Below are 26,270 nucleotides of genomic sequence, written 5' to 3'. Positions count from 1 at the left end.
TGGTAAGCATGACAACGAAACAAGCTGAATTGTTACAATATCCACCAACTCTTGCCCGTCGAACGCGAACCGGTTATCTTGTACGGTTGAACCCCGCCACCGTACCATGGTTTGCCTGCGTAATTTTCTGTTTGTACTAATCGTCCTGTTGCTCAGTATCGGTTGCCGGTCGGTCGACTCGGGGCCGGTTTCGTCTGGCTACGACTATTTTCCGCTCGTAACGGGCCGGTACACGATCTACGACGTTACAGAATACCAATATTCGCTGACTGCAACATTACCCGTTCAGCGGGCGTATCAGCTAAAGGAAGTGGTTGGCGCATCCTACGTTGACGTTACGGGGCAAAAAGCGTATCGGTTGCTGCGCTACCGCCGATCAACTGAGGATCAGCCGTGGCGGACCGATTCGATTTGGTCAGCCCGGCTGGTTAATACGGAGGCCATCCGTACCGAGAACGGACTGGATTTCGTCAAGCTCCGGTTTCCCGTCAGCGACCGGCTCCGCTGGAACGGCAACCGGTACAACGCCATCGGTGAAGACGAGTACGAAATGCGCAATAGCGGCCAGTCTTACCGCGTTTCGGATAAACAGTTTACTGAAACGGTGACGGTGGTGGCCCAACGGGATTCAACCCTGCTTTCGCAAGATAAACGAATTGAAATTTACGCCCGGCAAATCGGGTTAATCTATAAAGAACGTGTTCAATTCCAGTATTGCTCATCGACACCGGCCTGCATTGGCACCTACCAAATTGATTATGGCACCCGACAAATCTACCGCATTCATTCGTCCGGCAGCGAGTAAATTAGGCTGGCTCATTGGGCTACTGTTGCTCAGTCAGTTACCCGGTTTCGGCCAGACAACCCGCAAGTACTTAGTGCTGCTGCGCGACAAAGCGGGCACGCCATACCGGGTAGACCGCCCCGACCAGTTTTTGTCGCAGCGGTCGATCCTGCGCCGTCAGAAACAGGCCATTCCCGTGCTGGAGCGGGATCTACCCGTCAACCCGGCTTACGTAACGCAGATCCGGCAGGCGGGTGCAACAATCTGGTACACCTCGCGGTGGCTCAACGCCGTGCTGGTCGAAGCCACCGACGCAGCCATTGCCACCATCCAAACGCTGCCCGCTGTGAAAGGACTGGAGTTCGGCCGGTCGCTGGCCAACGCCCGCCAAAGTGCGGCCCCCGTTGCATCGACTCGTACGGTTGATCAGGTAGGCAAATTTGGCGAGGTGGAGCCACTCAACTACGGCAGTTCGCAGGGGCAAGTTACCCAGCTTGGCGTCGACCAGATGCATCAGCAGGGCTACCACGGCGAGACGATGCTGATTGGTGTGCTGGACGCGGGGTTTCTGAACGCGAATCGGGTCGGTTTTCTTAAACCGCTGTTCGACGAAGGCCGGGTGCTGGCGACGTATGACTTTGTCAGGAAAGAAACGGCCGTCTACGAAGACGATTCGCACGGCCTGTCGTGCCTGTCAGCCATTGCCGCCACCGCCGATGGGCAACTGTACGGCACGGCCTACAAGGCCAACTTTATGCTGCTCCGCACCGAAGATGCGGCCAGTGAAAGCCGCGTGGAAGAAGCGAACTGGCTGTTTGGGGCCGAATACGCCGATAGTGCAGGGGTCGACGTCATCAGTTCGTCGCTGGGGTATACCCGGTTCGACGACGCAACAACCAGTTACACCTACCAGGATATGAACGGCAGAACAGCCCTCTCGACCCGGGCGGCTCAGGTGGCGGCCGAAACGGGGATGGTGGTTGTGGTGGCGGCCGGTAATGAAGGTAATGACGCCTGGCGCTACCTGTCGGCGCCGTCCGACGCGCCCTCGGCACTGGCCATCGGAGCCGTTAACCAAGCCGGTGAGCGGGCCGCATTCAGTTCGTTTGGCCCCTCGGCCGACGGACGGGTAAAGCCTGATCTGGCAGCCCGCGGACAGGGCACCGTGGTGGGCAGTCCCGGCGGGCAGATCGTGATGGGCAACGGCACGTCCTTTGCGGCACCCCTTGCTGCAGGGTTGGCGGCTGGATTCTGGCAGGCCCACCCGCAATTAACGGCCGCTCAGGTGACGTCGGCGCTCCGGCAGTCGGGTAGTCAGTTCAGCAGTCCCGACGATCAGTTGGGCTATGGCATTCCCAACTTTGGGCGGGCTGCGCTGCTCGCCGAAACCCTGAGTCAGCTACTGATTTATCCCAATCCATTCAGCGAAGACGAACCGCTGTCGGTAATCTGGGGTGAGATTGAAACCAACGTACCCCTCTATGCCACACTCACCGACCTGAGCGGGCGCGTTGTCTGGCGCAGGCAGTATGACGCGGGCGGACTGGCCGCGTTCGCGTTGCCAAACCTGAACTTATCGGCGGGGATGTACGTGATGACGCTGGTAGCGGGCGAGAAAAAACGGACGGTGAGGCTAGTAAAGAGGTAAGAGAGTTTTTAGGTGTGTGGGTGTGTGGTTGCTACTGATTGAGTTGGACAGTTATTAAAATCACCGGAATACGGCTTCATATTGTACATTTCCGTATCTGACTTTCTTAGACGGATACCAGCGCACCGGTGCCCGGCGAAGCTTGGGGTTTTCGCTTACGCTGGTGCATCTGATAGGGGATCAAATAATTCAATGATGCATGGGGGCGGATCGTGTTGTATTCATTGATAGCCCTTTCCACCTTTAGCCACCTGTTACGTACAAGTTTACGATAAACTGGTTAAAACCTATAAGCAGCGTTGATTAGCTACCATCACCGACTTATAAGTTATTTTAGGCATCGGACAAGACGGCTGAATGGATAACTGATGCTGACAGACTACTTACGAGACGAGATGTCCAAAAAAGTGTTTTATACAATGTCCGTCATTCCAATAATTTTGTCTATTAATTACTAATTATGTTTACCATAAATAATGAAAATTTGAGTAATAGATATGTGTGGTGAACCAACTCTGTACCCGTAACCATTAAAAAGATTTATCAATCATGAAAAATTAATTTGTGTGGCATGAACAGCTTCTATATATAAAATCGCTTTTCATACTGGGGCCACCCACACGGCCCGTGGTTTGATACCATTTTCTGATGTGAGTCAGATATGCACCTTTTCAAGCTATTTTCTGCTAACTAAGCACCAAACTATTTATCTTATTGGCTCAAGTACTGAGCTGGAATTTCGCTACTCAGCTTATTGCTCTGCAGAAGTGGTTAAATTAGGTATGTGCGCGATTGCTGAAGAAATCGAAGTGTCCATTGCCAATCTAAAACGGTGTTTGATTCCGCTTCTGGTCAAATTAACTTAACCTTTTTAGAAAACGAGGATTTATAGAAAGAAATAACAGTGCTGTAGCGAATTATAAGAATATGTTTACCCGTGAGTTAATCTGGTATATAATTTAATTAGATTCGCTGTAAACGAGCATTCAGCGTTGCTTTTGCTACTATTTAACTTACTTTAATTCTTTCTTAGTATTGCTTTGACCTTAGCCGCCCGGCTAATGATAGCCTGACGTAATTCGTCCGGCGTGCTGCATTGGCCCAGCTCAATTGAATTTTGGGTCTCGACCACTCCATGAAGCGGTTCCATCAAGATGTAAAACCGGTCTACATCACTAAGGGCATGTACTTCATTTGCCTGATTGTCCTGTTCCATGTTTTAGCGGATGAATTATAAAATGGCAAGAAAAAGCAATGATAATGTCGTAATGACGGTTCTCTTGACCTTCGTCACCCAAACCCGGTAATTCTGTAAGGGAACAGAGCAATCTTGTAAAGAAACGCTATTTGCGGGTTTTTCAACAAAGCTCGTCAATGGGTTTGCTACTAAGCGGCATTCTCTCGTAATCTCAGCTATTTCCCCTATCAAGCGGACGAGAGCCGCTCTGTCAGCTTGAAACGGGCCGTGACCGTGGTCATTTTATGAAATAATTCCGTTCATATGACTGTCAATGAATTACCAAAAATATTACAACTTTGGTGAATAATTTTGTAATAATGCAGAATCAATTAATTGATTTTCCTTCTCATATTTAGCAGTTTTTAATCTATCTACCCATTCAACCGGCCATTTACCTTTTAATAAATTAATCGACGTCCTGAATGTTGATTAAACGGTATATTTTGATTAATTCCTCACTCGAAGTACGAAAATGTTTACCAGTAGCTTTATCAAGATAGTTTGTGAACAGTCTTGGTAAATCCCTTAGTTAATTGAATAGTACTTAAAATGAAGAGTAGATTCCTCGATACGGTTTGATTTAACCATCTACTTATATGAAAAAGCTAATTACTCTATTTTTATCCGTTCGTTCATCACTTTGGCGCAGAATTAAGCCTTATGCAGCAGCCGTTTTAAACCAGCTTGGAGTACTTGATAAAGATCGTACTAAATCCTATTTAGTACCTTACCAGTTTGCCCTTATTCCTGAGAAGCATGTTATTTTACCTACCGTAAACAATGCCAAGGATTCTAATACAATTCTATTTTACGAGACGTACATTCACACCTCATGCAATTATGTTTGGCAGATCAGCGAACTCGGCAAGCATGTTCTTTTATTACGATGTGGAGGCATTTTATTGAATTATAAGTTACTTTGTACAGATTATACCACCGATGCTTTTATAAATCCGTTTGGTGGAAGCAACCGCGTATCCTATCAGGCAAAAACCCTTATTGCCCCTTGGAGTCAATACTTTGAAAAAACACAAACAAGCTTTACATATCGGAGGGGAATTTCGTTTAGAGGCTATTACGATTTTATGATTCTCGTAGCGGCTAAAATATGCCGCATCAAAGATTCCTTACCTGAACACCTGTTCCTCCAATCGGTAATCGCCTATCCATTGCTCAATACAGCGTATGAACAAGAAGTGCTCGCCTTGATCGGCTTTCAACAAAACCAGATACTGGATAGTCGGATTTACTCGATTTCATTTGATACCTGCCTGTTCGGTGACAGTGGCAATTGGTGTTATCCAAATGTAGCGGACGTGATGTCACTCAAAAAGCACATTGAAGGGCGTATATCAGTCCAACTTACCAACCAGCATCGAATCTACATAAGCCGAGCCGGCCGGCGTCGCATTATCAACGAGGAATCGCTAATCGAACTGTTGTTGCGATACGATTTTACAATCATTGACGATACTCCCCGGTCCATTGCCGAGCAGGTTTCCATCTATAGAAACGCCGACTTTATTCTTGGGCCACATGGTGCGTCCTTTGCCAATGTCATTTGGTGCAAGCCAGGTACGCATCTGTTTGAGTTGTTCAACGCGGATTACAAGCCGGACTGTTTCCTGTATTTATCTCAGTTGCTGGGCCTGCGTTACTCGGCCTATTGTTCTGAGGAAACCATCCCGAACACCAAAGATCCCTTGATGGCTGACATTATCGTATCCATTTTGGAGATGGAAAGAGTGCTTACAAATACGCTGGGTAATTACTCAAATTTCGCCTGAGCAACTGAGCGTTCAAGGTTACGGTTACCGTACTCGCACTCATCAGTACCGCACCCAAGGCTGGAGTTAATACAAAGTTTGGGTACAGCACACCAGCCGCCAGCGGGTTCTCTTTATTTTATTTTACCCTTAGTTATACTTGAGATAATAACTAAGAGTATTGGTTGATGAGCTTATCTACTATTTCACACAGTCTATAGTCTGTGAGGGCACCATAGCCGTCAGGTTAAGCTAAAACAGGCGGCATTTCCCCGAATCTGAAAATCTGACGGTTGTAGCATGGGCACGAACCGGGAAGCGTAACTTGATATACAACCTAATCGATCAATACAATTAAGATTTAATAGTGCCTACCGAATTGCACCTATCTAAGAAGACTCAAAATAGACATCATTTCTGTGAAGATTAAACGGGCCGTTTAAATCGGCAGATTCCGGCCTATCAAAGTGGCAATTCACAGTCTGTAATCGGCGGCAAACTAAGTAGTTAGAGGTCGGCCAGGCTGGCCCTACCCAAGCACAAACGAGCGGGTCACAGCAAATTCAGCCGGTTCATCAACTCCGACTTATTGGCCCGGCTGATGGGGATCACCTTACTGTTGATAACCAGCGTGTTTTCTTCAATGTCGACGATTTTGTCTAAGTGCACAATGTAAGAGCGGTGAACCCGGAGGAATTGCGTACCCAGTTTTTCTTCGAGGTATTTCATCGTTGAGTAGACGATGTAGATTTGGGTGCTGGTGTAAATTTTTACGTAGTCGCCCGTATTCTCGATATACGCGATGCTGTCGAAGGGCAGTCGAATGTAGCGACCGTCTGTTTTAATGTAAATCTCCTCCCGTTCGGCGGGCGAGCCGAGTTTGGCCCGCGCACTCGCACTTTGTTCAAGTACTTTTTTAACGGCTAAGTTGAACCGGGGTACGCTGATGGGCTTCTTCAAATAATCCGTTACCTGGTACTGGAAAGCATCGTAAGCATACTTGGTTTCGCCCGTTGTCAGCACAACGTAGGGAATGGCTGACAGTTTCGCCAGCAGTTCCAGACCCGTCAGGCCCGGCATTTCAACGTCGAGCCAGATCAGGTCAACGGGGTGCTCAGTCAAAAAATGCAGTGCGCCGGTGGCATTGTCGAACGAAGCCAAAAGAGTCAGCGAGTGGTGCTGCTCGCACATTCGCTGCAACGCTTTGCGGGACATCGGCTCATCCTCAACAATAATACAGGTCAAACTCATGAGTTAAACTTAAGATAGCTTGCGAGTTTCTCTTTGCAGCATGGGTATGATTTTACTAATACCGTCAACAATATCATTACAATATACTACTATTACGTCTTTTTCAATTCCTTTTTGTAACCCTCTTTCTATTTCCTCCATTTTTTCTTCGAGCCGCGACAAGCCCACCATCCCGAGCGTTGGCCGCAGTTTATGCACCTCACGGCCCAGCGCAGCCCAATCCCGTTTCTGACAAAGGGCTGGCAGCTTGAGAAATTCGGGCGCTATATCCGTCAGAAACAAGCTAAACATTTCCAGCAGATAAGCCCGGTCGGTGCCGTACAGCTCCAGCAAACGCGGCTGATCCAGCGCCTTATCGAACAGAAACGATCCGTCGGCCACGGGTTCCGGGGGCACATACCGCCGGAACAGCGCCATCAATTGACCGGGATCGAACGGCTTGGTCAGGAAATCATTCATGCCCGCGTCTAAGGCCGTTTTTTTGTGATCGAGCATGGCCGACGCGGTGAGCGCAATGATGGGTACATACTGGTTGGGGTTGTGGCTGCTTCGGATGGCAACGGTGGCTTCATACCCATCCATAACCGGCATCTGAATGTCCATCAAAATGATGTCGAACCGCTGTTTTTTCGCTTCTTCAACGGCCGCTTTTCCATTCATTGCCAATGTGTAGGGGATTTTCCACTTGGTCAACAGCCCACCGATGTACTTCTGATTCATGAGGTTATCCTCCACAACCAGCACGTGCTCAATCCGCAACTTATCGTCTTTGTTGAGGTCGCTCAGCGCGGCACTTTTTGGCTTGGGATAGGCGGGGGCTTTGCCAAAGGGCAGCGTAAACGTGAACACACTCCCCTGCCCAATCTGGCTTCGTACGCTGATGGTGCCCCCCTGAATGTCGATCAGCTCTTTGGTAATGGCCAGACCCAGCCCCGTTCCTTTGTGTTTGTGGCCCTGTGGATTAACCTGTTTGAATTTTTGAAACACCAGGCCCAGCTTTTCGGCCGGGATGCCAATGCCCGTATCGGCCACGCTGAATTCGATGCAGCATTTGGTTTCTTCATCCTGCTGAAGCCGGGCGGTGATCTGGATCTGGCCTTTTTCGGTGAATTTATCCGCGTTTCCGACTAAGTTCATCAACACCTGATTCAGCATCACGTCGTCGCCAATAAAATCGCCCGTAATGCGGGCATCCAGCATCACATCAATCGTGACCGGCCGACCGGTAAGTTTCATCTCGAACACTTTCTGGGTAGCCCGCAGCAGGCCAATCAGGTCGAACGGCCGGGGATGAACTTCAAGGCGGCCCGCTTCAATTTTGGTCATATCAAGTAAGTCAGAGATAAGGCTGTGCAGAAAATCGGCCGACGTTTTGAGCACGTCGATGTATTCGCGCTGCTGGCGGCTGGGCTGCGTATCGAACAGCAGGTGCGACATGCCAATGACGGCATTGAGCGGAGTTCGTATTTCGTGGCTCATGTTCGCTAAGAACTGCTTCTCGGCCTGCCGGGCCTCTTCGGTAATCTGCCGGGCCGCTGCCAGTTCCTGCTCCAGCAGTTTTCGTTCGCTCAGGTCATAATGAATGCCCATCGAACCAACCACCACACCGTGTTCATTACTGATGGGCACTCCACTCACCAGCACCCAGATCCGACTGCCGTCCTTGCGAACTAACTGCAGCTCGTAGGACCCGGCGTTCCCCCGATTGCGTTGTTGCTGCTCATCCGCAATCACCGACTGAAACTCGGTCGCCACCAGCAGTTGAGCGGCATTTTTTCCAATCAGTTCCTCCTGCGTGTAGCCCAGCATGTGGCAGAAGCGTTCGTAGGCCCGCAAAATCGTTTGCTCATTGTCGACCTCCAGCAATCCCAGCGCCATGTTGTTCATGATACCCCGGTATTTTTCTTCGCTCCGGCGGATGTGTTCGCGGGCGCGGTATTTTTCGGTAACGTCGCCGTATCGCCACAGATGCCCCATGTACTTGTCGTCGAGCAGAATCGGGATGTAGTCAAATTCCAGAATGCTGCCGCTGGCCATACTGACTTCTTGGCCCACGCAGGCCTCCTGGTCAAGCAGCAACTGATCCATCCGTTCAATGAACGCGTCGGGCTGGGCAAACAGGTGTTTTACCTGCTGCCGCGCGTCAGCACTGTTGAAGCCAATCAATTCAGTGGGGGTGAACGGAATGGCGAACAGATCGCAGAACAGTTGATTGGCCAGAATGACCCGCCCGTGTTCATCCTCAACCATCACGCCCGACTGTAGATTGGTAATCAGCGTTGACAGCCGGGTTTGAGCCGTTTGGAGCGCGTCTTCGGCCTGTTTCCGGTCGGACACGTCCCTGGCCACCGCCACTAATTCGATGATTCCGTTGCTGGCTTCGACTCGCCGGACCGTTTGCCCAATGCAAACCACGTGTCCATCCTTAGTCAGTATCGGAAATTCGGTGTAGGTGCTGTCCTGCTGCTCATCCAGCATTGTCTGGTAAAACTCGATCAGCGGCTGGCGTTGCTCAGGCTGGACGAAACGGGTGAAGTGCTGACCCAGAAATTCCTGCTCGGTATAACCCAGCAGTTTTTCGACAACGGGACTAACGAAGGTAAAATAACCCTGGGGCGAAATTTTGTAGATAATGTCCTGAACCGACTCGATCAGCAGCCGATAGCGTTGTTCGGTTTGGCGGAGTTCGGCTAATTTGTCGCGAACCTGCTGTTCCAGGTGCTGATTCAGGTGCTGGAGCTGCTCGTTGGCATTGTAAAGTTCCAGCGCTTTTTTTTCCAGAATAAGCTCAGCCTGTTTGCGGGCGGCTTTCTCGCGTACCAGCCGCCGGTTGAGCAAATCGATGTTTTCCATACACAACCTACATCTTCACAATATCAAACACCACGTAGCTGCCATCCCCAGCCTTATCTGTTTTGGTAATCGTGGCCGTTTCGTTAAAGTGAGTTAAACAGCCCTCGATAAGCCCATGCGCAAAGTCAGCTAATTTGCGCTCCGACCGATAGTGCATAATCAGGTGGGTTGGAGTGGGCTGTTCAACGCTGAAGTGGGGTAACTCCGCATCCGGGTACAGTTTCCGAACCTCCACGTGAACGTAGTGATGAACGGATTTGAGCAGGTCGAAGGCCGAGGTAGACCGCTCGACGAGGGGTCGGTAGGTTTGCGTAAACGAGTTGAACATGTAGCGTCCATACGCACGGAGCAGGTCTGGTATGGGCAGTTGGGTTTTCTGGCTTAGGTTGTGAACCAGCGTACTCATCTCGGCATGATCGTAGGTGCCAATGGCCGTATAAGTTCCCCCGGACGGGAGATCGCTCTCAACAAGTAACTGATCGACCAGTGCGTATCCGTACTGGTTCTCAACCATTTCCAGTAATTCGGTAAATACAATTCCTTTCATGTACTGAGAAGGTAAAATAGCGAATCAGCCTACAGTTAAAAGTAACAAATTATCTCAATAAATGCAGAATCGTTACCAGTAATCACATAAACACTACACATTTTCAACCATAAAACGGGCAAATGTGACAATTCATCGAATTATCGTCGATAAATCTGTAAGTAATGAGCACATTTGCATCATACTTAATCAACAATCAAAAACATTAACCTATTCAAAGCTTGTTTCGACAGGCACTATCCTATGAAAGTTAACTTGAATGACGAGGAAGTGATCCGGCAGTACCTAAATACCAGCCCGAACGATTGCTTCGAGACACTTTATAACCGCTACGTTGGTAAAGTGTACAACCGGTGCCTGTCCATTACCAAAGACACGGAGAAAGCTCAGGATTTCACGCATGACATTTTCATTCGGATGTTCGCCCGCCTGGACCGCTTTGAAGAGCGTTCCACTTTTTCAACCTGGTTGTACTCCATCTCCTACAATTACTGTATCGACCAGATCAGGGTGTCTAAACGCCTGGAAACGACGGCCATCGCCGATAACATCGACTGCCAGTCGCCAACGACCGACGAAGCCGAGCGGATGGAATACAGCCTGCAACAACTCAAAACGGCTATGAACACCATTGCGCCCCAAGAAGCCCAGATCCTGCGGTTGAAATATCAGGAAGGGCTGGACGTGCAGCAGATTGCGGACAAGCTCAACTTAAGAAACAGCGCCGTGAAGATGCGCCTGAAGCGTGCCCGCGACCGGGTTCGTACCTTGTGCGGAGATTCCCTCGCCCTCTATTAATCTATACACCCTGACAAGTGCAGACCACGCCTGACTCAGCTACGTTGTTTGTCATGGCCTGCCCATAAAAAAACCACCCGGTATACGAGTGGTTGTCGAACATCAGGTGACCGTTAACTATTAGTCGCCCACCGTTGCCCCTTTGTCAACGCGATTTCTCTTCCTGCTGGCAACGCCCGTGCCCGATGAGGTGGTTGACTGAATTGGTCGCTGCATTTTATAATTTCGGTCGGCTACGTCGGTCGACGGCGTGTGACCCACCGTTACACCGCCCACCGGGGCCTGATTGGGCACCTGACGTTTGTAGTTAGCCAAGTCTGTTTCGCCACTGGTCGGTTGTTTAACCACCACCCCCGAGTTACCCTGCCATTTCCGGGCAGCAGCCGCTTTGTTCGCGTGTTTGTAGTTATGCGTTGAATACGTGGGATCATTGCGTGACTTATTCCGGTCGTCCTGACCACACGCCTGCCCGGCCAAAACCAGCCAACCTACCAGTAGAAAATAAGTGCCTGTCGTTTTCATAGCGATTCCTGTGGTTTTGTTGTAAATAGATTAGTGTTTGAGGACATAAAGTAAACAACAAAAACAGCTACTATATTCTTAGTATTTCAATATTTTACCTACCATTCTGCAAATGGACTCCGATTTAGCTATTGATTTTACAGTTTCTACCGATATCCATCGAATATTCTTTATTTCTTCAGATAACCCAAATGCTTCATTCGGGTCAGCTTCCATCAGAAAACGGATGTCGTAGTGCAGGTGCTCGGGCACGTCGCCACGGGCGGGAATGGGGTGCACATCAACATCAAAAATTGGCGGTAGCTCACTAAGCACACCAGCGAATTGAAGCGAATGGAGACCGGTTTCTTCCCGCGCTTCCCGGAGCGCCACGGCCGCCACGTCGGGGTCACCATCGGCATGACCACCGGGCTGAAGCCACCGGTCGAGTTTGCGGTGGTGAATAAGTAAGGCCGAACGCCGGTCGGGACTCACGATCCAGGCTGAGCCGGTAACGTGCCCCCGTAGCTGCGACCGCTCGAAGCAGTCGGGGTGCTGCCTGACAAAGTCAATCGTCGCCAGCGTCATGGCCTGCTCATCGGCATTGGTTGGCGTATGCTGGCGGAGTAGATTCAGGAGCGGCTGGCGGTGCATGGGTTGGGAGTCTGCGTAAAAATGGGCAAATTTGTCTTGTTATTCGGAATAACCGGTAACGCAACCAAACACAACATCATGCGTAAACTCGTACTCAGTGGCGTAACGCTGAGCCTCGCGGCTCAGTTGGCTACCGCCCAGATCAAACTCCCCTCCCCCAGCCCTGGCGCAACGGTAATGCAGACCATCGGCACCACCGATCTGACCGTTAAATACTCACGGCCCAGTTTAAAAGGCCGGACGCCCTTTACGGATGCCTTCGTGCCGACCGGTAAAGTATGGCGCACGGGTGCCAATCAGGCTACCGCCTTCACCACCTCGACCGATCTGATGGTCAACGGCAAAATGCTACCCGCTGGGACCTACGCCATTCTGTCGATGCCGTCGATGGATGACTGGACGCTGATTTTCAGCAAGAACCTGACCGTGACGGAGCCAACCTACAAGCAAGAAGAAGACGTCCTGCGCGTTCAGCTAAAGCCCACCAAAGGGGGCGAAATGATGGAAACGTTCACGATTGGCTTCAGTGACCTCACCGACAGCACGGCCAAAATGAACATCCTGTTTGCCGATGTCAAAGCCACTGCCGACCTGAAAGTAGACGTGAACACCAACGCAGCCGCCAACGTGGACAAAGCCGTTGCCGAAAAGCCCGACGACCCGGCCGTGTTGCAGGCTGCGGCCAGTTACAACCTCTCGAAGGGCCGCAATCTGGAACAGGCAATGGGCTGGATCGACAAATCCATCACAGCGAAAGAAACGTTCCGCAACCTGTATGTGAAGTCGCAGTTGCTGGGCAAGATGGGCAAGTTTGCCGAAGCCGTGCCGGTGGCGCAGAAAGCCCTGACCTTGGGTCAGTCATCGAACGATGCCGCGTTCCCCTTCTTCAAGGAAGGCATTGAAAAAAGCATCACCGAATACACCGCGAAGATGCCTGCCATGCCCGCAATGAAGGGCAAAAAAGGCAAGAAAAGCGCGTAACCAACTCACTTAGTAAAATGCCCACCGGGGACTCTCCGATGGGCATTTTTGCGTTATAGCCCACGCCAAACTGTCCACCTACGGACACTAACTGTACGATTTCGGACGCGGGGGATGGCGCAAAACCGGCATGTTGTCCCAGAAATGGCCTTTTTGATGCTGGCAGGTTGTTTGCGGGTTGGGTGGTGCACTCATCTACCGGTATTGGTATGCTACGCAATTATTTGAAAATCGCTTTTCGAACGCTGTGGAAACACAAAACCCATACGGCAATCAACATGGTGGGCCTGGCCGTGGCGTTTGCCAGCGCCACGTTGCTGTTTCTGACGGCGGCTTTCGAGCTGTCGTTCGACCGCTTCCACGCCAATGCCGACCGAATTTACCGGACGAACTTTGTGACGCAGGACCCCAAAGGGGCCGAGCGTTCGACCACGATGCCGTATCCATTGGCACCGGCGCTGAAGCAGACCTACCCCGAACTCGAAGGCGTAACGCGCTACCAGGAAGACAACGGCTCCGTACGGTACGGCGACCGGCAGTTGCATAAACAGATCGACGGCGTTGACCCGGACATGCTCACAATGTTTACGTTCCCAATGGTGCAGGGCGACCAAAAAACCGCCCTGAACAGTCTGAGCAGCATGGTTATCACCGAAAATATGGCCAGGGACGTGTTCGGCAACGTAAACCCAATGGGTAAAACCCTGCGCGTGACGGGCGAAGGCGGACCGAAAGCCTACATCGTAACGGGCGTGCTGGCCGACTTTCCAAATAGTTCAACGCTACAATTCGATGCGTTCGTCCGGATTGAAAACGCCCCGAGCTATGCTGAAAACAAAGATAAGTGGGACCACGGCGACCACGAATTATTCGTAAAGCTCAAGCCTGCGGTGGGATTGGCCACGCTGGAGCAACGGCTGAAACCGTTCAGCCTGACGTATTTCCAGTCGGTGATTCGGGACCAGAAACGAATCGGTGCCCGGCCCGACGAACGCGGTGAGCTGTTCAGCATCCGGCTGCAGCCGCTCTTAGACGTCCACTTCGACACGGGCGCGGTTCAGGGCGCGGGCACCAGCCGGATGTACGTCTATACGCTGGGTCTGATTGGGCTGTTTATTCTGGGGATTGCCGTCATTAATTTCGTGAACCTGACGCTGGCGCGGTCATTTACGCGGGCGCGGGAAGTGGGCGTTCGCAAATCGCTGGGAGCGTTACGGGGGCAACTGTTCGCGCAACTTTGGGGTGAAACGCTGCTGACCTGCGGTCTGGGACTGGCCACCGGTATTGGGCTGGCAATCTTCCTGCGGGGACCGTTCAACGCGCTTTTCAACGCCCAGGTGTCGCTGGCAAACTTGCTGCAACCCACAACGCTGCTGGTTATCTTACTGACGTTTCTGGTCGTGACGCTCGTGGCGGGCGGCTACCCGGCCTGGGTCATGACCCGCTTCCAGACGGTGCAGGTGCTAAAGGGAACAGTGAAGGCAGGCAAGCCGGGTCTGCTACGCAACGGTCTCATCGTGACGCAGTTTGCCATTGCCTGTCTGCTTATTATCAGTACGTTCGTGGTCGTGCGGCAGATTGGCTACCTACGTACTGCGTCGCTGGGTTTTGACAAAGAGCAGGTCATCAGCATCCCGGTGGGTAACGAAGTGACGGGGATGTACGCTCTGAATCAACTCCGCAACCGGCTGGCCAGCAACCCGAACGTAGTGGCCATTAGCGGTACCCGCGTCAACATCGGTTGGGGACTTGACGGCAGCAGCAGCCGGAGTGTATCGGGCTTTACGTACAAAGACCGGGAAATTACCACCGATTGGCTGCGAGTGGATTATGATTACCTCAAAACGCTTGGTATTAAACTGCTGGCCGGTCGTGATTTCAGCCGCCAGTACGCTACCGACTCCGTCTCGTCGGTGGTCGTGACGACCAGTTTCGTCAAGCAATTCGGTGAGAAGCAGCCCATCGGTCAGTTTTTCCAGACCGACTCCGCCGGAACGAAATACCAGATTATCGGCGTCGTACCGGACTTCCACCTCTACGCCCTGCATGAGAAAGTAAAGCCAATCACGATGCACATGAGCCAGAACCGCGACGTGGGCTATCTGCTGGTCCGGGTGACGCCCCAAAGCGGAGTCTCTGTGATGGAGACGCTGAAACGCGAGTGGCGGCAGATCGCGCCCAAATCGGAGTTTCAGGGTAGCTTCCTGGATGAAAATACGAATCGCTGGTACCGTAAAGAAGAAAAACTGTCGCAAATGTACAGTCTCGCGGCTGGCATCGCCATTGGGCTCTCGTGCATGGGTTTGTTTGCCATCGCCCTGATCACTATTCAGCAGCGCACCAAAGAAATCGGCGTCCGCAAAGTGCTCGGCGCGAGTGTCACCAGCATTGTGGCCCTGCTCTCGAAGGACTTCTTAAAACTGGTGCTGATAGCTATTGTCATTGCCTCGCCCATCGCCTGGTACGCTATGCACCGCTGGTTGCAGGACTTTGCCTACAAGATCACCATCGAGTGGTGGGTGTTCGGTCTGGCGGGTTTGCTGGCGGTGGGAATTGCCTTGCTGACGGTGAGTTTTCAGAGCATCCGGGCCGCCCTAATGAACCCAGTGAAAAGTTTGAGAAGTGAGTGAACCAAACCTGCAAGGTTTTTCAAACCTTACAGGTTTCACCCCCTAAAACCATGTTTAGAAACTACGTCAAAATCGCCTGGCGGAATCTGCTCCGCAATAAAGCCTTTACAGCCATCAATATTACGGGTTTGGCGCTGGGCATGGCTACGTGTTTGCTCATCAGCCTGTACGTGTACCGTGAGCTGAGTTACGACCGATTCCACAAAAAAGCGGACCGGATTGTGCGCGTTACGTTTCGGGCCAATATGAACGGCACCAAAATTAACGAGGCTCACGTGATGCCGCCGACCGCCCAGGGCCTGCTGCGCGACTATCCCGAAGTACGCGAAGCCACCCGGCTGCGGCACGCGGGTGAACTGCTACTGAAAAAAGGCAACGACCTGGTCCGGGAACAGGCCGTCGCCTTCGTCGATGCTACTTTCTTCGAGGTTTTCAGCTTTCCGCTGGTGAAGGGAAACGCCAAAACCGCTTTGCTACGGCCAAACACGGTGGTTATTGCCGAAAAGATGGCCCGGAAGTATTTCGGTGATGCGAACCCTATCGGCAAAACGCTGTCTCCAAAGGGCAGCAACCAGGCGCTGCAAATAACCGGCGTTATGGCTGACTTCCCAACCAATTCGCATTTACGTTACGATTTTCTGATGGCGATGGCGGGTTTGGATGAAGCCAGAGCAACTTCGTGGATGCAGTCGGAATTTTATACGTATCTCGTGTTGCCAGAGGGGTATGACCCTAAACAACTGGAAGCTAAACTTCCGCAGGCAGTCGAGAAGTATATGGGTCCGCAAATTCAGCAGGCCTTTGGTATACCTTTCGTCAAGTTCCGTGAGGCAGGCAACGACGTGGGCCTGCGGCTACAACCCCTGACCGACATTCACCTGCATTCCGATTTCGCCTACGACCTAAGTCCGTCGGGCGACATCCAGTATGTGTATGGGTTTGGAGCCATCGCCCTGTTCATGCTCCTGATTGCCACCTTCAACTTCATGAACCTCAGCACGGCGGGGGCCACCAAACGAGCGGGCGAAGTCGGCATTCGTAAAGTAATGGGGTCCGTCCGAAGCGCGTTGGTTTGGCAGTTTCTGGTCGAGTCGCTCTTACTGACAACCATCGCTTTGTTGCTGGCCGTTGGACTGGTGTTGCTGGTCCTGCCTGCCTTCAACACGATAACGGGTACTAGTTTGAGTTTCAATTTGTTGAATGCGCCGGGGCTATTGCCGGGTTTGGTCCTGTTTGGGCTGGTGGTAGGGGTTTTGGCAGGTAGCTACCCGGCCTTTTTCCTGTCGTCGTTTAAGCCGATTGCCGTACTGAAAGGTGATACTCCATTCCGGGGTACGGCAGGTCGGCAACGGGTGTCACTTCGGAGTGTGCTGGTGGTGATCCAGTTTTGCCTGTCGTTTGTACTCATTGTTGGCACAGCGGTGGTTTCGCAGCAGATCACCTTTATCCGAAACACCAAACTCGGCTACAACAAAGAGCGCGTACTGGTATTGCACGAAACGGGGCGGCTGGGCAAAAACGAAACGCTGTTTCGGCAACAACTTTTGCAGGATTCGCGGGTAATCAATGCCAGTGTTTCGGGCTACGTTCCCGCCGGTCACTCCCACAATAATAACTTCCTCGTTTATGGCGACAACAAGGCCGGGCAGTATGTCAAAGGCATCCGGTACGATATTGATGAGCGGTACATTCCAACGCTGGGTATGACGATGGCTACCGGACGTAATTTCTCCCCGGCTTTCGGCACCGATTCGTTGGGTATTATCCTCAATGAAACGGCCGCCAAACAACTCGGTTGGGGTAACGATGCGGTAGGCCACCGCATTAAGACGTCTAACGACGGCGGCAAAAAGGCTTACCATGTCATTGGTATTGTGAAGGATTTCCACTTCAGGTCGTTGCACGAGCGCATCACCCCGCTAATGATGACGATGGGTGATAACAGTGGCACCACCCTGGTGAATGTAAAAACGGGCGACGTGGCGGACCTGCTAAAAATGATGGATAATCAATGGCGTGCGTTTGGTGTCGATGTACCGTTTGCGTATTCGTTTCTGACCGATGATTTCAACGCAGTCTATCGGGCCGAGCAACAAACAGGCCAGGTACTGGGCCTATTTAGTGGGCTAACTATCTTCATTTCCTGTATGGGTTTGTTTGGCTTGGCGATGTTCACCGCCGAGAGCCGCACGAAAGAGATTGGCGTTCGGAAAGTGCTGGGTGCCAGCGTCACCAGTATTGTTACGCTGCTCTCGAAAGACTTTCTCAAGCTGGTACTCATCGCCATTGTTATCGCGTCGCCCGTTGCCTGGTACGCCATGCACCGCTGGTTGCAGGATTTTGCCTACAAAATCACCATCGAGTGGTGGGTGTTTGCGCTGGCGGGTTTGCTGGCGGTGGGCATTGCTCTATTGACGGTGAGTTTCCAGAGCGTGAAAGCCGCCCTAATGAACCCAGTCAAAAGTTTGAGAAGTGAGTAAACCGGCCCTGTAAAGTTTTACAAACCTTGCAGGTGTTCAACCAACACAACTATGCTACGAAATTATGTCAAGATCGCCTGGCGAAATCTCGTCAAGAACAAGACCTTTTCGGCCATCAACATAGTCGGCTTAGCTCTTGGCATAGCCAGTAGTCTATTGATTATGCTGTGGGTGCAGGACGAGCGTAGTGTGGATGCGTTCCATGCCAATAAAGAACAACTCTACCGGATCTATATGCGGGAGTATTTTAGCGGGAAAGAACAGGGCGTAATATGGACGCCCGGCCCCTTAGCCGACGAACTGAAGAAGTCGGTTCCTGAAATTCAACTCGCTACACCTTTCTCCTGGCCCAGCCAACAGACCTTTACTGTCGGTGATAAAACGAACAAACAGCAGACAAACGTAGCTGGAGCTGATTTTTTCAGGATGTTCAGTTTCAAACTGCTACAGGGAACTCCCGAAGCGGCTCTGAAAGACCCGAACAGTTTAGCTATCTCGCGCAACATGGCCGAGACCTTCTTTGGTAGTCCCGAAACAGCCATTGGTAAACTCATCCGGTTCGATAATCGTCAGGATTTGGTGGTCAGAGGTGTTTTTGAAAATCTGCCTAAAAACAGTACCATACAGTTTGACTGCCTGCGAAATTGGGACGCTTACGTGGCTGACGGCAATCAATGGGCGAAAGGGTGGGATAGTACCGACCCGCTCACCTTTTTTATGATTCGTGCGGACCGCAACGGCGTACCGGCCGACCCGGCGAAAGTAGAAGCCAAAATTCAGCACCTGCTCGACAAGCATCGCAAAGGTCTGGAAAAGACCGAATTGGCCATGCAGCCCTTCCACGAGTACTACCTTAACAGCAATTTCAAAGATGCTCGGATTGATGGCGGTCGTATTGAATATGTGCGGTTGTTCATCATCGTGGCGGTGTTCATCCTGCTAATTGCCTGCATCAATTTCATGAATCTGGCCACGGCCCGGTCGGTAAAACGGGCGAAAGAGGTAGGCGTTCGCAAAGTAGTTGGGGCCATCCGTTCGGGGTTAGTCGGACAGTTTATGGGCGAAGCTCTTTTATTGACCGTTTTGTCGGTTATCCTGGCGGTTCTGTTCATTGCACTAATGTTACCGGCTTTTAATAATCTCACCGAGAAGCAAATAGTACTGCCCGTTGGCGATCCTTCCTTTTGGACAATGCTGATTGGGTTGATGTTGGCAACGGGCTTGATAGCGGGCAGCTACCCGGCTCTTTTCCTGTCGTCGTTGAAGCCAATTCGGGTACTGACCGGACGATTACGATTTGATAGAGGTTCCATCTGGTTTCGTCAGGGGCTGGTGGTGTTTCAGTTCGCGCTCTCCATTCTGCTAATTGTGGGTATGATCGTTATTGATCGGCAGGTTGAGTACGTCCAAACTAAAAATCTGGGCTTTGATCGGGAGAACTTAGTATACTTTCCATTGGAGGGTGATTTAGCCAAGAAATTTGACATTCTGAATGAAGAACTTTCTCAGGTTTCGGGCATCAAACAGGTATCACAAATGACTGGAAATCCTGCCGGTATCGGTGATGGTACGGAGGGTCTAAGCTGGGCTGGAAGTGACCCGAAGGCTAAAATTCGGTTTACACCCGTTGGTGTGGGGTATAATTTTGTCAAAACGATGAGTCTTCGCCTACTGGAAGGGCGGGACTATTCTAAAGACTTTGCTACCGACTCAACTGGTTTTTTAATCAATGAAACGGCGGCTAAAACAATGGGATTCAAAAATCCGATTGGGCAACCGGTAACCTGGGGCAACACCAGAGGAACGATAATAGGTATGGTTGAAGATTTTCATTTTCAGTCGTTGCACACGCCCATCAGACCACTTATTACTTATTTAAAACACAGCGGCCCTGAAGGCGTCGTGTTGGTTCGACTTGATGCGGGCAGAACGCCGGATGCACTGGTCAAAATTGAACAGGTGTGCAAAAAATTGAATCCAAAATTTCCATTTACCTATTCGTTCACCGATCAGGAATACGCCCGACTGTACCGTAGCGAACAAGTAGTCCGCCAACTTTCAAGTTATTTCGCCCTTTTGGCAATCCTCATTTCCTGTCTCGGTTTGTTCGGGCTGGCCATATTTACCGCCGAGCAACGGACCAAAGAAATCGGCGTTCGCAAGGTGCTCGGTGCGTCGGTCACCAGCATTGTCACATTGCTTTCCAAAGACTTTCTGAAACTGGTGCTGATCGCTATTGTCATCGCGTCACCCATTGCGTGGTATGCCATGAATCGGTGGTTGCAGGACTTTGCTTACAAGATCACCATCGAGTGGTGGGTGTTCGGGCTGGCGGGCTTGCTGGCGGTGGGCATCGCCTTGCTGACGGTGAGCTTCCAGAGCGTGAAAGCCGCCCTAATGAACCCAGTCAAAAGTTTGAGAAGCGAATAATCTTTTAAACTCTGTTTTTATGAAAACGCCCTTACTCATCTTCGCTTTACTGTTGTCAATCATCCTCCAGGCTCAGCATAGTAAATACGATGCTTCGCAAGAAATACTCGGCAGTGGGCAGGTAGTCCAAGAAATTAAACGAGTCGAGCCGTTCACTGAAATTCAAACGCGACAGTTTCCGGCCAAAATAACCGTCGAGGTCGGCGGCAGTGAATCGTCGGTGGGTATCAGCCTTGACGACAACCTGCGCCAATTTCTGCGGATCGACCAAGAGGATGGTATCCTGAAACTATCATTCGCCGATCCGCAGGGTAAACCGTCCTGGGTCAGCAAATCGGCCATCAGCGTCACCGTCCGAACGCCCCAACTCATAAGACTCAGACACGGATCGAATAGCGACGTGCTGGTGAAGGGCCTGAGCGGGGAGTGGTTCGACCTGGCTAACGAAGCCAATGGCAACGTAACACTGCTTGGCAAAGTCACAACTTTCAATGTGGCCAGTGCCGCTAATGGAGGTATTCGTGCCGACGAGTTGATTACGCAAACGGCTAACGTTATCACACTCGCCAACGCGACCCTTCGCGTTAATGCACAAACCGTGAACGAAGTCAGATCCGGTCGCGCTCAAATTATTAACGTCGCGAAACCCACTAAATAAATCGGTGTCATGCTCCGAAACTATCTCAAAATCACTTGGCGGAACCTTGCCAAAAACAAGGTCTTCTCGTTTATTAACATTGTTGGGCTGGCGGCCGGGCTGTCGTGCTGTATGCTCATTTGCCTCTACATCTACGACGAACTGAGCTACGACACGCAGCACAAAGACCGCTCGCAATTGTATCAAATCGGAACGGTGTTTATTCGGCCCGATGGCGAAACAAAAACGGCCGATACGCCCTACCCTGTTGCCGATGCGCTCCAACTGGAATATCCCGAAATCAGCAGCGTAACGCGCTTAGTGGGGTTATTCGTTGACGATAAAACGCTGCTGCGCTACGATGCCGGGGCCAACAAAAGCCGGGTTTTCTACGAGACGAAAGGCTACCTCGCCGACCCTACGTTCTTTTCGTTTTTCAGCTACGACTTCATCGAAGGGGACGGGGAACAGGCGCTAAAAAATCCGAATGCCCTTGTGCTGTCGGAGGAGATCGCCCGCAAACTGTTCGGCAATCAGCCAGCCCTCAACAAGGTCGTTCACGTGGAAAGCAACACCAACGGCAACGGTAACTACACCGTAACCGGCGTGTTTCGGCCCGGCAGTGTACCCTCGCACATCGACGGGCGGTTCTTCATTTCGTTTGCGGGGGGTGGGCTATCGCAGTACGTGAAAGGTCAGACGGGTATGGCAAGTAACAACATGTTTTTTACGTACCTGAAGCTTAAACCCGGCACCGATGCCCGCAAACTCGAAGCCAAACTGCCCGCTTTTGTCGAAAAATATATGCGAAAAGACCTGCGGACGGCCTCCTTCGACAAGCGGCAGTTTCTGACGGCAGTATCCGACATTCACCTGCGCACCGACCTGACCCATAACGTAACCCCCAACGGTAGCCTGACGTACCTGTACATTCTGGCATCCATCGCCCTGTTCACGTTGCTCATTGCCTGTATTAACTTCATGAACCTCAGCACGGCCCGGTCGTCCAAACGGTTCGGCGAGGTGGGCATTCGGAAAGCGTTGGGGGCCGAAAAAGGTGCCCTCATCCGGCAGTTTCTGGCGGAGTCGCTGCTGTTCAGCTTTTTCGCATTCGGGCTTGCCGTTGGTTTTACGCTATTGCTGACGCCCCTGTTCGAGCAGGTGTCCGGCAAAACGTTGCAGTTTTCGGTCAACCAGCACTTAGTCATTCTGGGCGGCTTTTTTGGCCTGAGTGTATTCACGGGTTTGCTGGCGGGTAGCTACCCGGCGTTTTACCTATCTTCGTTTCGGCCCGTTATGGTGTTGAAAGGAAAGTTTACCAACTCGCTGGCGGCTGTATCGCTTCGGCGGGGGCTGGTGGTGTTTCAGTTCATGCTGTCGGTGGTACTCATTATTGCGTCGGTGGTGATCCACCAGCAGATGAACTTCCTGCGTTCGGCCGACCTCGGCTTCGCTAAAGACCAGCAGATCATCATTCCCCTGCGGAGCGGAATGGCCAAAGCCAGCTCTTCGGCCCTGAAAACCGCCCTCACCAGCTTGGCGCAGATCGAATCGGTAGGGGCATCGGCCTATTATCCAGGTATTTTCAACCCTGAAGATGTCAACCAGTTTGGTGAAGGACAAACGGCCAAAGACGGGAAACGAACCCGCACCAATCGGGTCGATGCTGATTACCTCAAGACGCTGGCTATCAAACCAGTAGCGGGCAGGTTATTCTCCCGCGACTTTCCTGCCGACACTAATTTACGGGTTGTGTTGAACGAGCAGGCCGTAAAAGAAATGGGGTATAAATCGGCGCAGGCTGCCGTTGGCAAAATGGCCTACACCGAACGGGATGGCGAACGCGTTGGCTTCACTATTGTTGGCGTGGTGAAGGATTTTCACTTCGAGGATCTGCACTTGCCCATTACACCCTACGCCTTCACGTTGAACCAACGCAACGATCACAATTACATAGTGGCGCATGTGAAAGCGGGCGAGGTGCAGCCGATGCTACAATCGCTGGAAGCCACCTGGAAAAAACTGAATCCGAATGAGCCATTTGAGTACAGTTTTCTGGACCAGGAATTCCAGAAGAATTACATAGCCGAAAACCGACTCTCGACCATTGTCGGCTACTTCACCTTCATCGCCATTCTAATTTCCTGTCTGGGTTTGTTTGGGCTGGCCTCGTTCAACGTCGATCAGCGCGTTAAGGAAATTGGCATCCGAAAAGTGCTGGGCGCAACGGTGGGTAATGTCGTGCTGCTGTTGTCGAAAGACTTCCTGAAATTAGTACTGATCGCCGTGGTGATTGCCTCGCCCCTGGCGTGGTTTATCATGAACAAGTGGCTCCAGAACTTTGCGTACCAAACCCGGATTGGCGTGTCGGTCTTTGTTATCACCACATTGGTAGCCCTGTTGATTACGGGCCTAACGGTCAGCTACCAAGCCATCAAAGCCGCCCTAATGAACCCGGTCAAGAGCTTGCGGAGCGAGTGATGTAGCGCCGAAGCTCCAGCTTCGGATGTAAAAACCAAATACACAACCGAAGCTGGAGCTTCCGGAATGCCGGACCACGGAATGCCGGACCAAGCACTACAACTATGCTCACGAACTACCTCAAGATCGCCTGGCGGAATTTGATCCGTAATAAAGTCTACTCATTCATCAACATCAGCGGACTGGCTGTGGGCATGGCCGTGGCAATGCTGATTGGCTTATGGGTCTGGGATGAACTCAGCTTCGACAAATCGTTCGCCAACTACGACCGCATCGCCCAGGTAATGCAGCATCAGACTTACAATAATGAGATTAGCACGCAAACAGCTATTCCGTTTCCGCTGGGCGATGAACTACGTCGGAATTATGGGAATAACTTCGATCACGTTCTGATGGCATCGTGGGTAATGTCCCGTGTTTTGACCGTTGGCGACAAGACCCTGTCGAAGAGCGGCATTTATATCGAGTCGCAGGCGCCCGACATGCTGAGCCTGAATATGCGCAAAGGCACCCGGGCGGGCTTAGCCGATCCGGCGTCAATTCTGCTGTCCGAGTCAGTGGCCCGCGACTTGTTTGGTGAAACAGATCCAATGAACAAACTCATCCGGCTCAATGATAAAACGACGGTGAAAGTGACCGGCGTTTACGAAGACATACCCCGAAACTCGTCCTTCAGCGACTTGTCCTTCATTGCGCCGTGGGCGTTGTATCTCTCGGAACAACCCTATATTCAGAAGCAGGAAAATCCCTGGCGTTCTAACTCTTATCAGTTGTTTGTTCAATTGACCAAACAGGCTACCATTGACAACGTGTCGGCCCGGATCAAAGACGTCAAGCTAAAAAACATCCGGCCGGAAGAGCGACGCTATCAGCCGCAGGTATTCCTGAACCCGATGCGGCAATGGCATTTGTATTCGGAATTCAAGAACGGCGTTCGCACCGGTGGCCTTATTCAGTTCGTATGGCTGTTCGGCAGTATTGGTGGGTTTGTGCTGCTGCTGGCCTGCATCAATTTTATGAACCTGAGTACGGCCCGCTCCGAAAAACGAGCAAAGGAAGTGGGTATCCGCAAGGCCGTTGGCTCGTTGCGGGGGCAGTTGATTACGCAGTTTTTCGGCGAGTCGCTGTTGGTTGTGGTGCTGGCGTTCGGACTGGCGCTGGCGGCTGTCCTGCTCACGCTGCCCGCTTTCAACCAGGTAGCCAACAAGCAGATACGCCTACCGTGGGCCAACCCGTTCTTCTGGTTGCTGGGCCTGGGTATTAGTCTGCTCACCGGGTTGGTTGCCGGCAGCTATCCGGCGTTGTATCTGTCGTCGTTCAAACCCGTGAGCGTATTGAAAGGTGTCTTTCGGGCCGGGCGTTTTGCGGGGGTTCCGCGCCGGGTGCTGGTGGTTGCCCAATTTACCGTTTCTATCACGCTGATCGTCGGCACCATTATCGTCTTTCGTCAGATCCAGTTTGCGAAAAATCGACCCGTTGGCTACAGCCGGGCCGGATTGCTGATGGTGATGGGCACGGAAAATACGCACAAGCACATCGATGCGATACGGCAAGAGTTGAAAGGAGCCGGGATCGCTGCGGAACTGGCGGAGTCGGGCACCCCGGTTACCGATGTATGGAGTACCAACGGCGGTTTTGAATGGCGGGGCAAAGACCCCGGTCTGTCGGTCGACTTTCCGAATGCGGGGGTATCCTACGAGTTCGGCAAAACGATTGGCTGGAAACTGGTGGCGGGTCGGGATTTTTCGCGGGCGTTTGGTACGGACTCTGCCGGTTTTATTATTAACGAAACGGCCGCCAAATTCATGGGCTTCAAAAACCGCGACGGCACCGGCGGATCACCCATTGGTGAAGTTGTCCGCTGGGACGGGCAACCGTTCACCATCATCGGGGTGGTGAAGGATATGGTTGTCGAATCGCCTTATGAGCCAATCCGGCCATCCATTTACCATTTAGCTCCTGACAACGGCAACTTTGTTATGGTCAGGATCGACCCGGCGGTCAGCACCAGCCAGGCACTGGCGCGTATTGAAACCGTCGTCAAAAAATACAACCCGGCGATTCCGTTCGACTACCGGTTCATCGACCAGGAATACGCCAAAAAATTCGGCGATGAAGAGCGTATCGGCAACCTGGCTTCGATCTTCGCTATGCTCGCTATTTTTATTTCCTGTTTAGGTCTGTTCGGGTTAGCCTCCTTCGTGGCTGAGCAGCGCACGAAAGAAATTGGTGTTCGCAAGGTGCTGGGCGCGTCGGTACTGAATCTGTGGGGGCTGCTTTCCAAGGACTTCGTGATGCTGGTCGTCATCGCCTTTTTCATTGCCACACCCATCGCCTATTATTCCCTCTCCGGCTGGCTTCAGAAATACGAATACCGAACCGACATCTCTTGGTGGATTTTTGCCCTGTCGGGCCTGGGCGCGTTAGCGATCACGCTGTTGACGGTGAGTTTTCAGAGCGTGAAAGCGGCTTTGATGGACCCGGTAAAAAGTTTAAGAAGCGAGTAATGAAGTACCGAAGCTCCAGCTTCGGATAGGACAGCCAACAATACTAACCGAAGCTGGAGCTTCCGGAATGCCGGACCAAGCA

At 51.7% G+C, this 26,270-nt stretch carries 17 protein-coding genes; 11 read left to right on the top strand and 6 right to left on the bottom strand.

Annotated elements, in window-relative coordinates; translation table 11 throughout:
• Positions 1-106: 106 nt before the first annotated feature.
• Positions 107-805 carry a hypothetical protein gene (locus ACYVHB_RS20870; RefSeq protein ID WP_461053728.1) on the top strand — a complete coding sequence of 233 codons (699 nt, stop codon included), beginning with the start codon at positions 107-109 and terminating at the stop codon, positions 803-805.
• Positions 759-2,432 (top strand): S8 family peptidase, encoded by a 1,674-nt coding sequence (locus tag ACYVHB_RS20865; protein WP_461053727.1) that lies wholly within the window; start codon positions 759-761, stop codon positions 2,430-2,432. Before ACYVHB_RS20870 ends, ACYVHB_RS20865 begins: the two co-directional genes overlap by 47 nt.
• A 1,018-nt stretch (positions 2,433-3,450) precedes the next feature.
• On the opposite strand, the gene ACYVHB_RS20860 is transcribed toward ACYVHB_RS20865, so the two are convergent.
• A complete protein-coding gene (locus ACYVHB_RS20860; protein WP_461053726.1) occupies positions 3,451-3,648 on the bottom strand; it encodes a hypothetical protein in 198 nt (65 codons plus the stop codon).
• A gap of 620 nt (positions 3,649-4,268) precedes the next feature.
• On the opposite strand from ACYVHB_RS20860, the gene ACYVHB_RS20855 reads away from it, so the two are divergent.
• Positions 4,269-5,459, top strand: a complete 1,191-nt coding sequence (locus tag ACYVHB_RS20855) for a glycosyltransferase family 61 protein (protein WP_461053725.1) — start codon at positions 4,269-4,271, stop codon at positions 5,457-5,459.
• Between the two features lie 531 nt (positions 5,460-5,990).
• Here ACYVHB_RS20855 and ACYVHB_RS20850 read toward each other — a convergent pair.
• From ACYVHB_RS20850 to ACYVHB_RS20840, 3 genes are read right to left on the bottom strand one after another with little or no spacing between them, the layout of a single operon-like run.
• Positions 5,991-6,689: a LytR/AlgR family response regulator transcription factor gene (locus ACYVHB_RS20850; RefSeq protein WP_461053724.1), complete on the bottom strand. Its 699-nt coding sequence runs from the start codon at positions 6,687-6,689 to the stop codon at positions 5,991-5,993.
• 9 nt (positions 6,690-6,698) lie between these two features.
• The gene (locus ACYVHB_RS20845; RefSeq protein ID WP_461053723.1) at positions 6,699-9,542 is read right to left on the bottom strand and encodes a PAS domain-containing hybrid sensor histidine kinase/response regulator; all 2,844 of its coding nucleotides are present in this window, start codon (positions 9,540-9,542) and stop codon (positions 6,699-6,701) included.
• 7 nt (positions 9,543-9,549) lie between these two features.
• The gene (locus tag ACYVHB_RS20840) at positions 9,550-10,089 is read right to left on the bottom strand and encodes a heme NO-binding domain-containing protein (RefSeq protein ID WP_461053722.1); all 540 of its coding nucleotides are present in this window, start codon (positions 10,087-10,089) and stop codon (positions 9,550-9,552) included.
• A gap of 243 nt (positions 10,090-10,332) precedes the next feature.
• Here ACYVHB_RS20840 and ACYVHB_RS20835 point away from each other — a divergent pair, with 243 nt between their 5' ends.
• Positions 10,333-10,887, top strand: a complete 555-nt coding sequence (locus tag ACYVHB_RS20835; protein ID WP_461053721.1) for an RNA polymerase sigma factor — start codon at positions 10,333-10,335, stop codon at positions 10,885-10,887.
• A 120-nt stretch (positions 10,888-11,007) separates the two neighbouring features.
• Here ACYVHB_RS20835 and ACYVHB_RS20830 read toward each other — a convergent pair whose 3' ends face one another.
• A complete protein-coding gene (locus tag ACYVHB_RS20830) occupies positions 11,008-11,409 on the bottom strand; it encodes a hypothetical protein (protein WP_461053720.1) in 402 nt (133 codons plus the stop codon).
• 78 nt (positions 11,410-11,487) lie between these two features.
• Positions 11,488-12,042, bottom strand: a complete 555-nt coding sequence (locus tag ACYVHB_RS20825) for an NUDIX hydrolase (RefSeq protein ID WP_461053719.1) — start codon at positions 12,040-12,042, stop codon at positions 11,488-11,490.
• 78 nt (positions 12,043-12,120) lie between these two features.
• Between ACYVHB_RS20825 and ACYVHB_RS20820 the strand changes: the two genes are divergently transcribed.
• From ACYVHB_RS20820 to ACYVHB_RS20790, 7 genes are all read left to right on the top strand, one after another.
• Positions 12,121-13,023, top strand: a complete 903-nt coding sequence (locus ACYVHB_RS20820) for a DUF2911 domain-containing protein (RefSeq protein ID WP_461053718.1) — start codon at positions 12,121-12,123, stop codon at positions 13,021-13,023.
• Between the two features lie 209 nt (positions 13,024-13,232).
• Positions 13,233-15,653: an ABC transporter permease gene (locus tag ACYVHB_RS20815; RefSeq protein ID WP_461053717.1), complete on the top strand. Its 2,421-nt coding sequence runs from the start codon at positions 13,233-13,235 to the stop codon at positions 15,651-15,653.
• 50 nt (positions 15,654-15,703) lie between these two features.
• Complete coding sequence (locus ACYVHB_RS20810; RefSeq protein ID WP_461053716.1) at positions 15,704-18,133, top strand: ABC transporter permease; 2,430 nt, start codon at positions 15,704-15,706, stop codon at positions 18,131-18,133.
• 51 nt (positions 18,134-18,184) lie between these two features.
• Positions 18,185-20,563 (top strand): ABC transporter permease, encoded by a 2,379-nt coding sequence (locus ACYVHB_RS20805; RefSeq protein WP_461053715.1) that lies wholly within the window; start codon positions 18,185-18,187, stop codon positions 20,561-20,563.
• 19 nt (positions 20,564-20,582) lie between these two features.
• Positions 20,583-21,221 (top strand): GIN domain-containing protein, encoded by a 639-nt coding sequence (locus tag ACYVHB_RS20800; RefSeq protein ID WP_461053714.1) that lies wholly within the window; start codon positions 20,583-20,585, stop codon positions 21,219-21,221.
• A gap of 9 nt (positions 21,222-21,230) precedes the next feature.
• Complete coding sequence (locus tag ACYVHB_RS20795; protein ID WP_461053713.1) at positions 21,231-23,681, top strand: ABC transporter permease; 2,451 nt, start codon at positions 21,231-21,233, stop codon at positions 23,679-23,681.
• A 104-nt stretch (positions 23,682-23,785) separates the two neighbouring features.
• Positions 23,786-26,188, top strand: coding sequence for an ABC transporter permease (locus ACYVHB_RS20790; RefSeq protein ID WP_461053712.1), 2,403 nt, complete (start codon positions 23,786-23,788; stop codon positions 26,186-26,188).
• The last annotated feature ends 82 nt before the right edge of the window (positions 26,189-26,270 follow it).

Source organism: Spirosoma arcticum (assembly GCF_054779955.1).
Note: the sequence above shows the minus strand (reverse complement) of the source record. Positions and strands in the feature narration are given on the sequence as shown.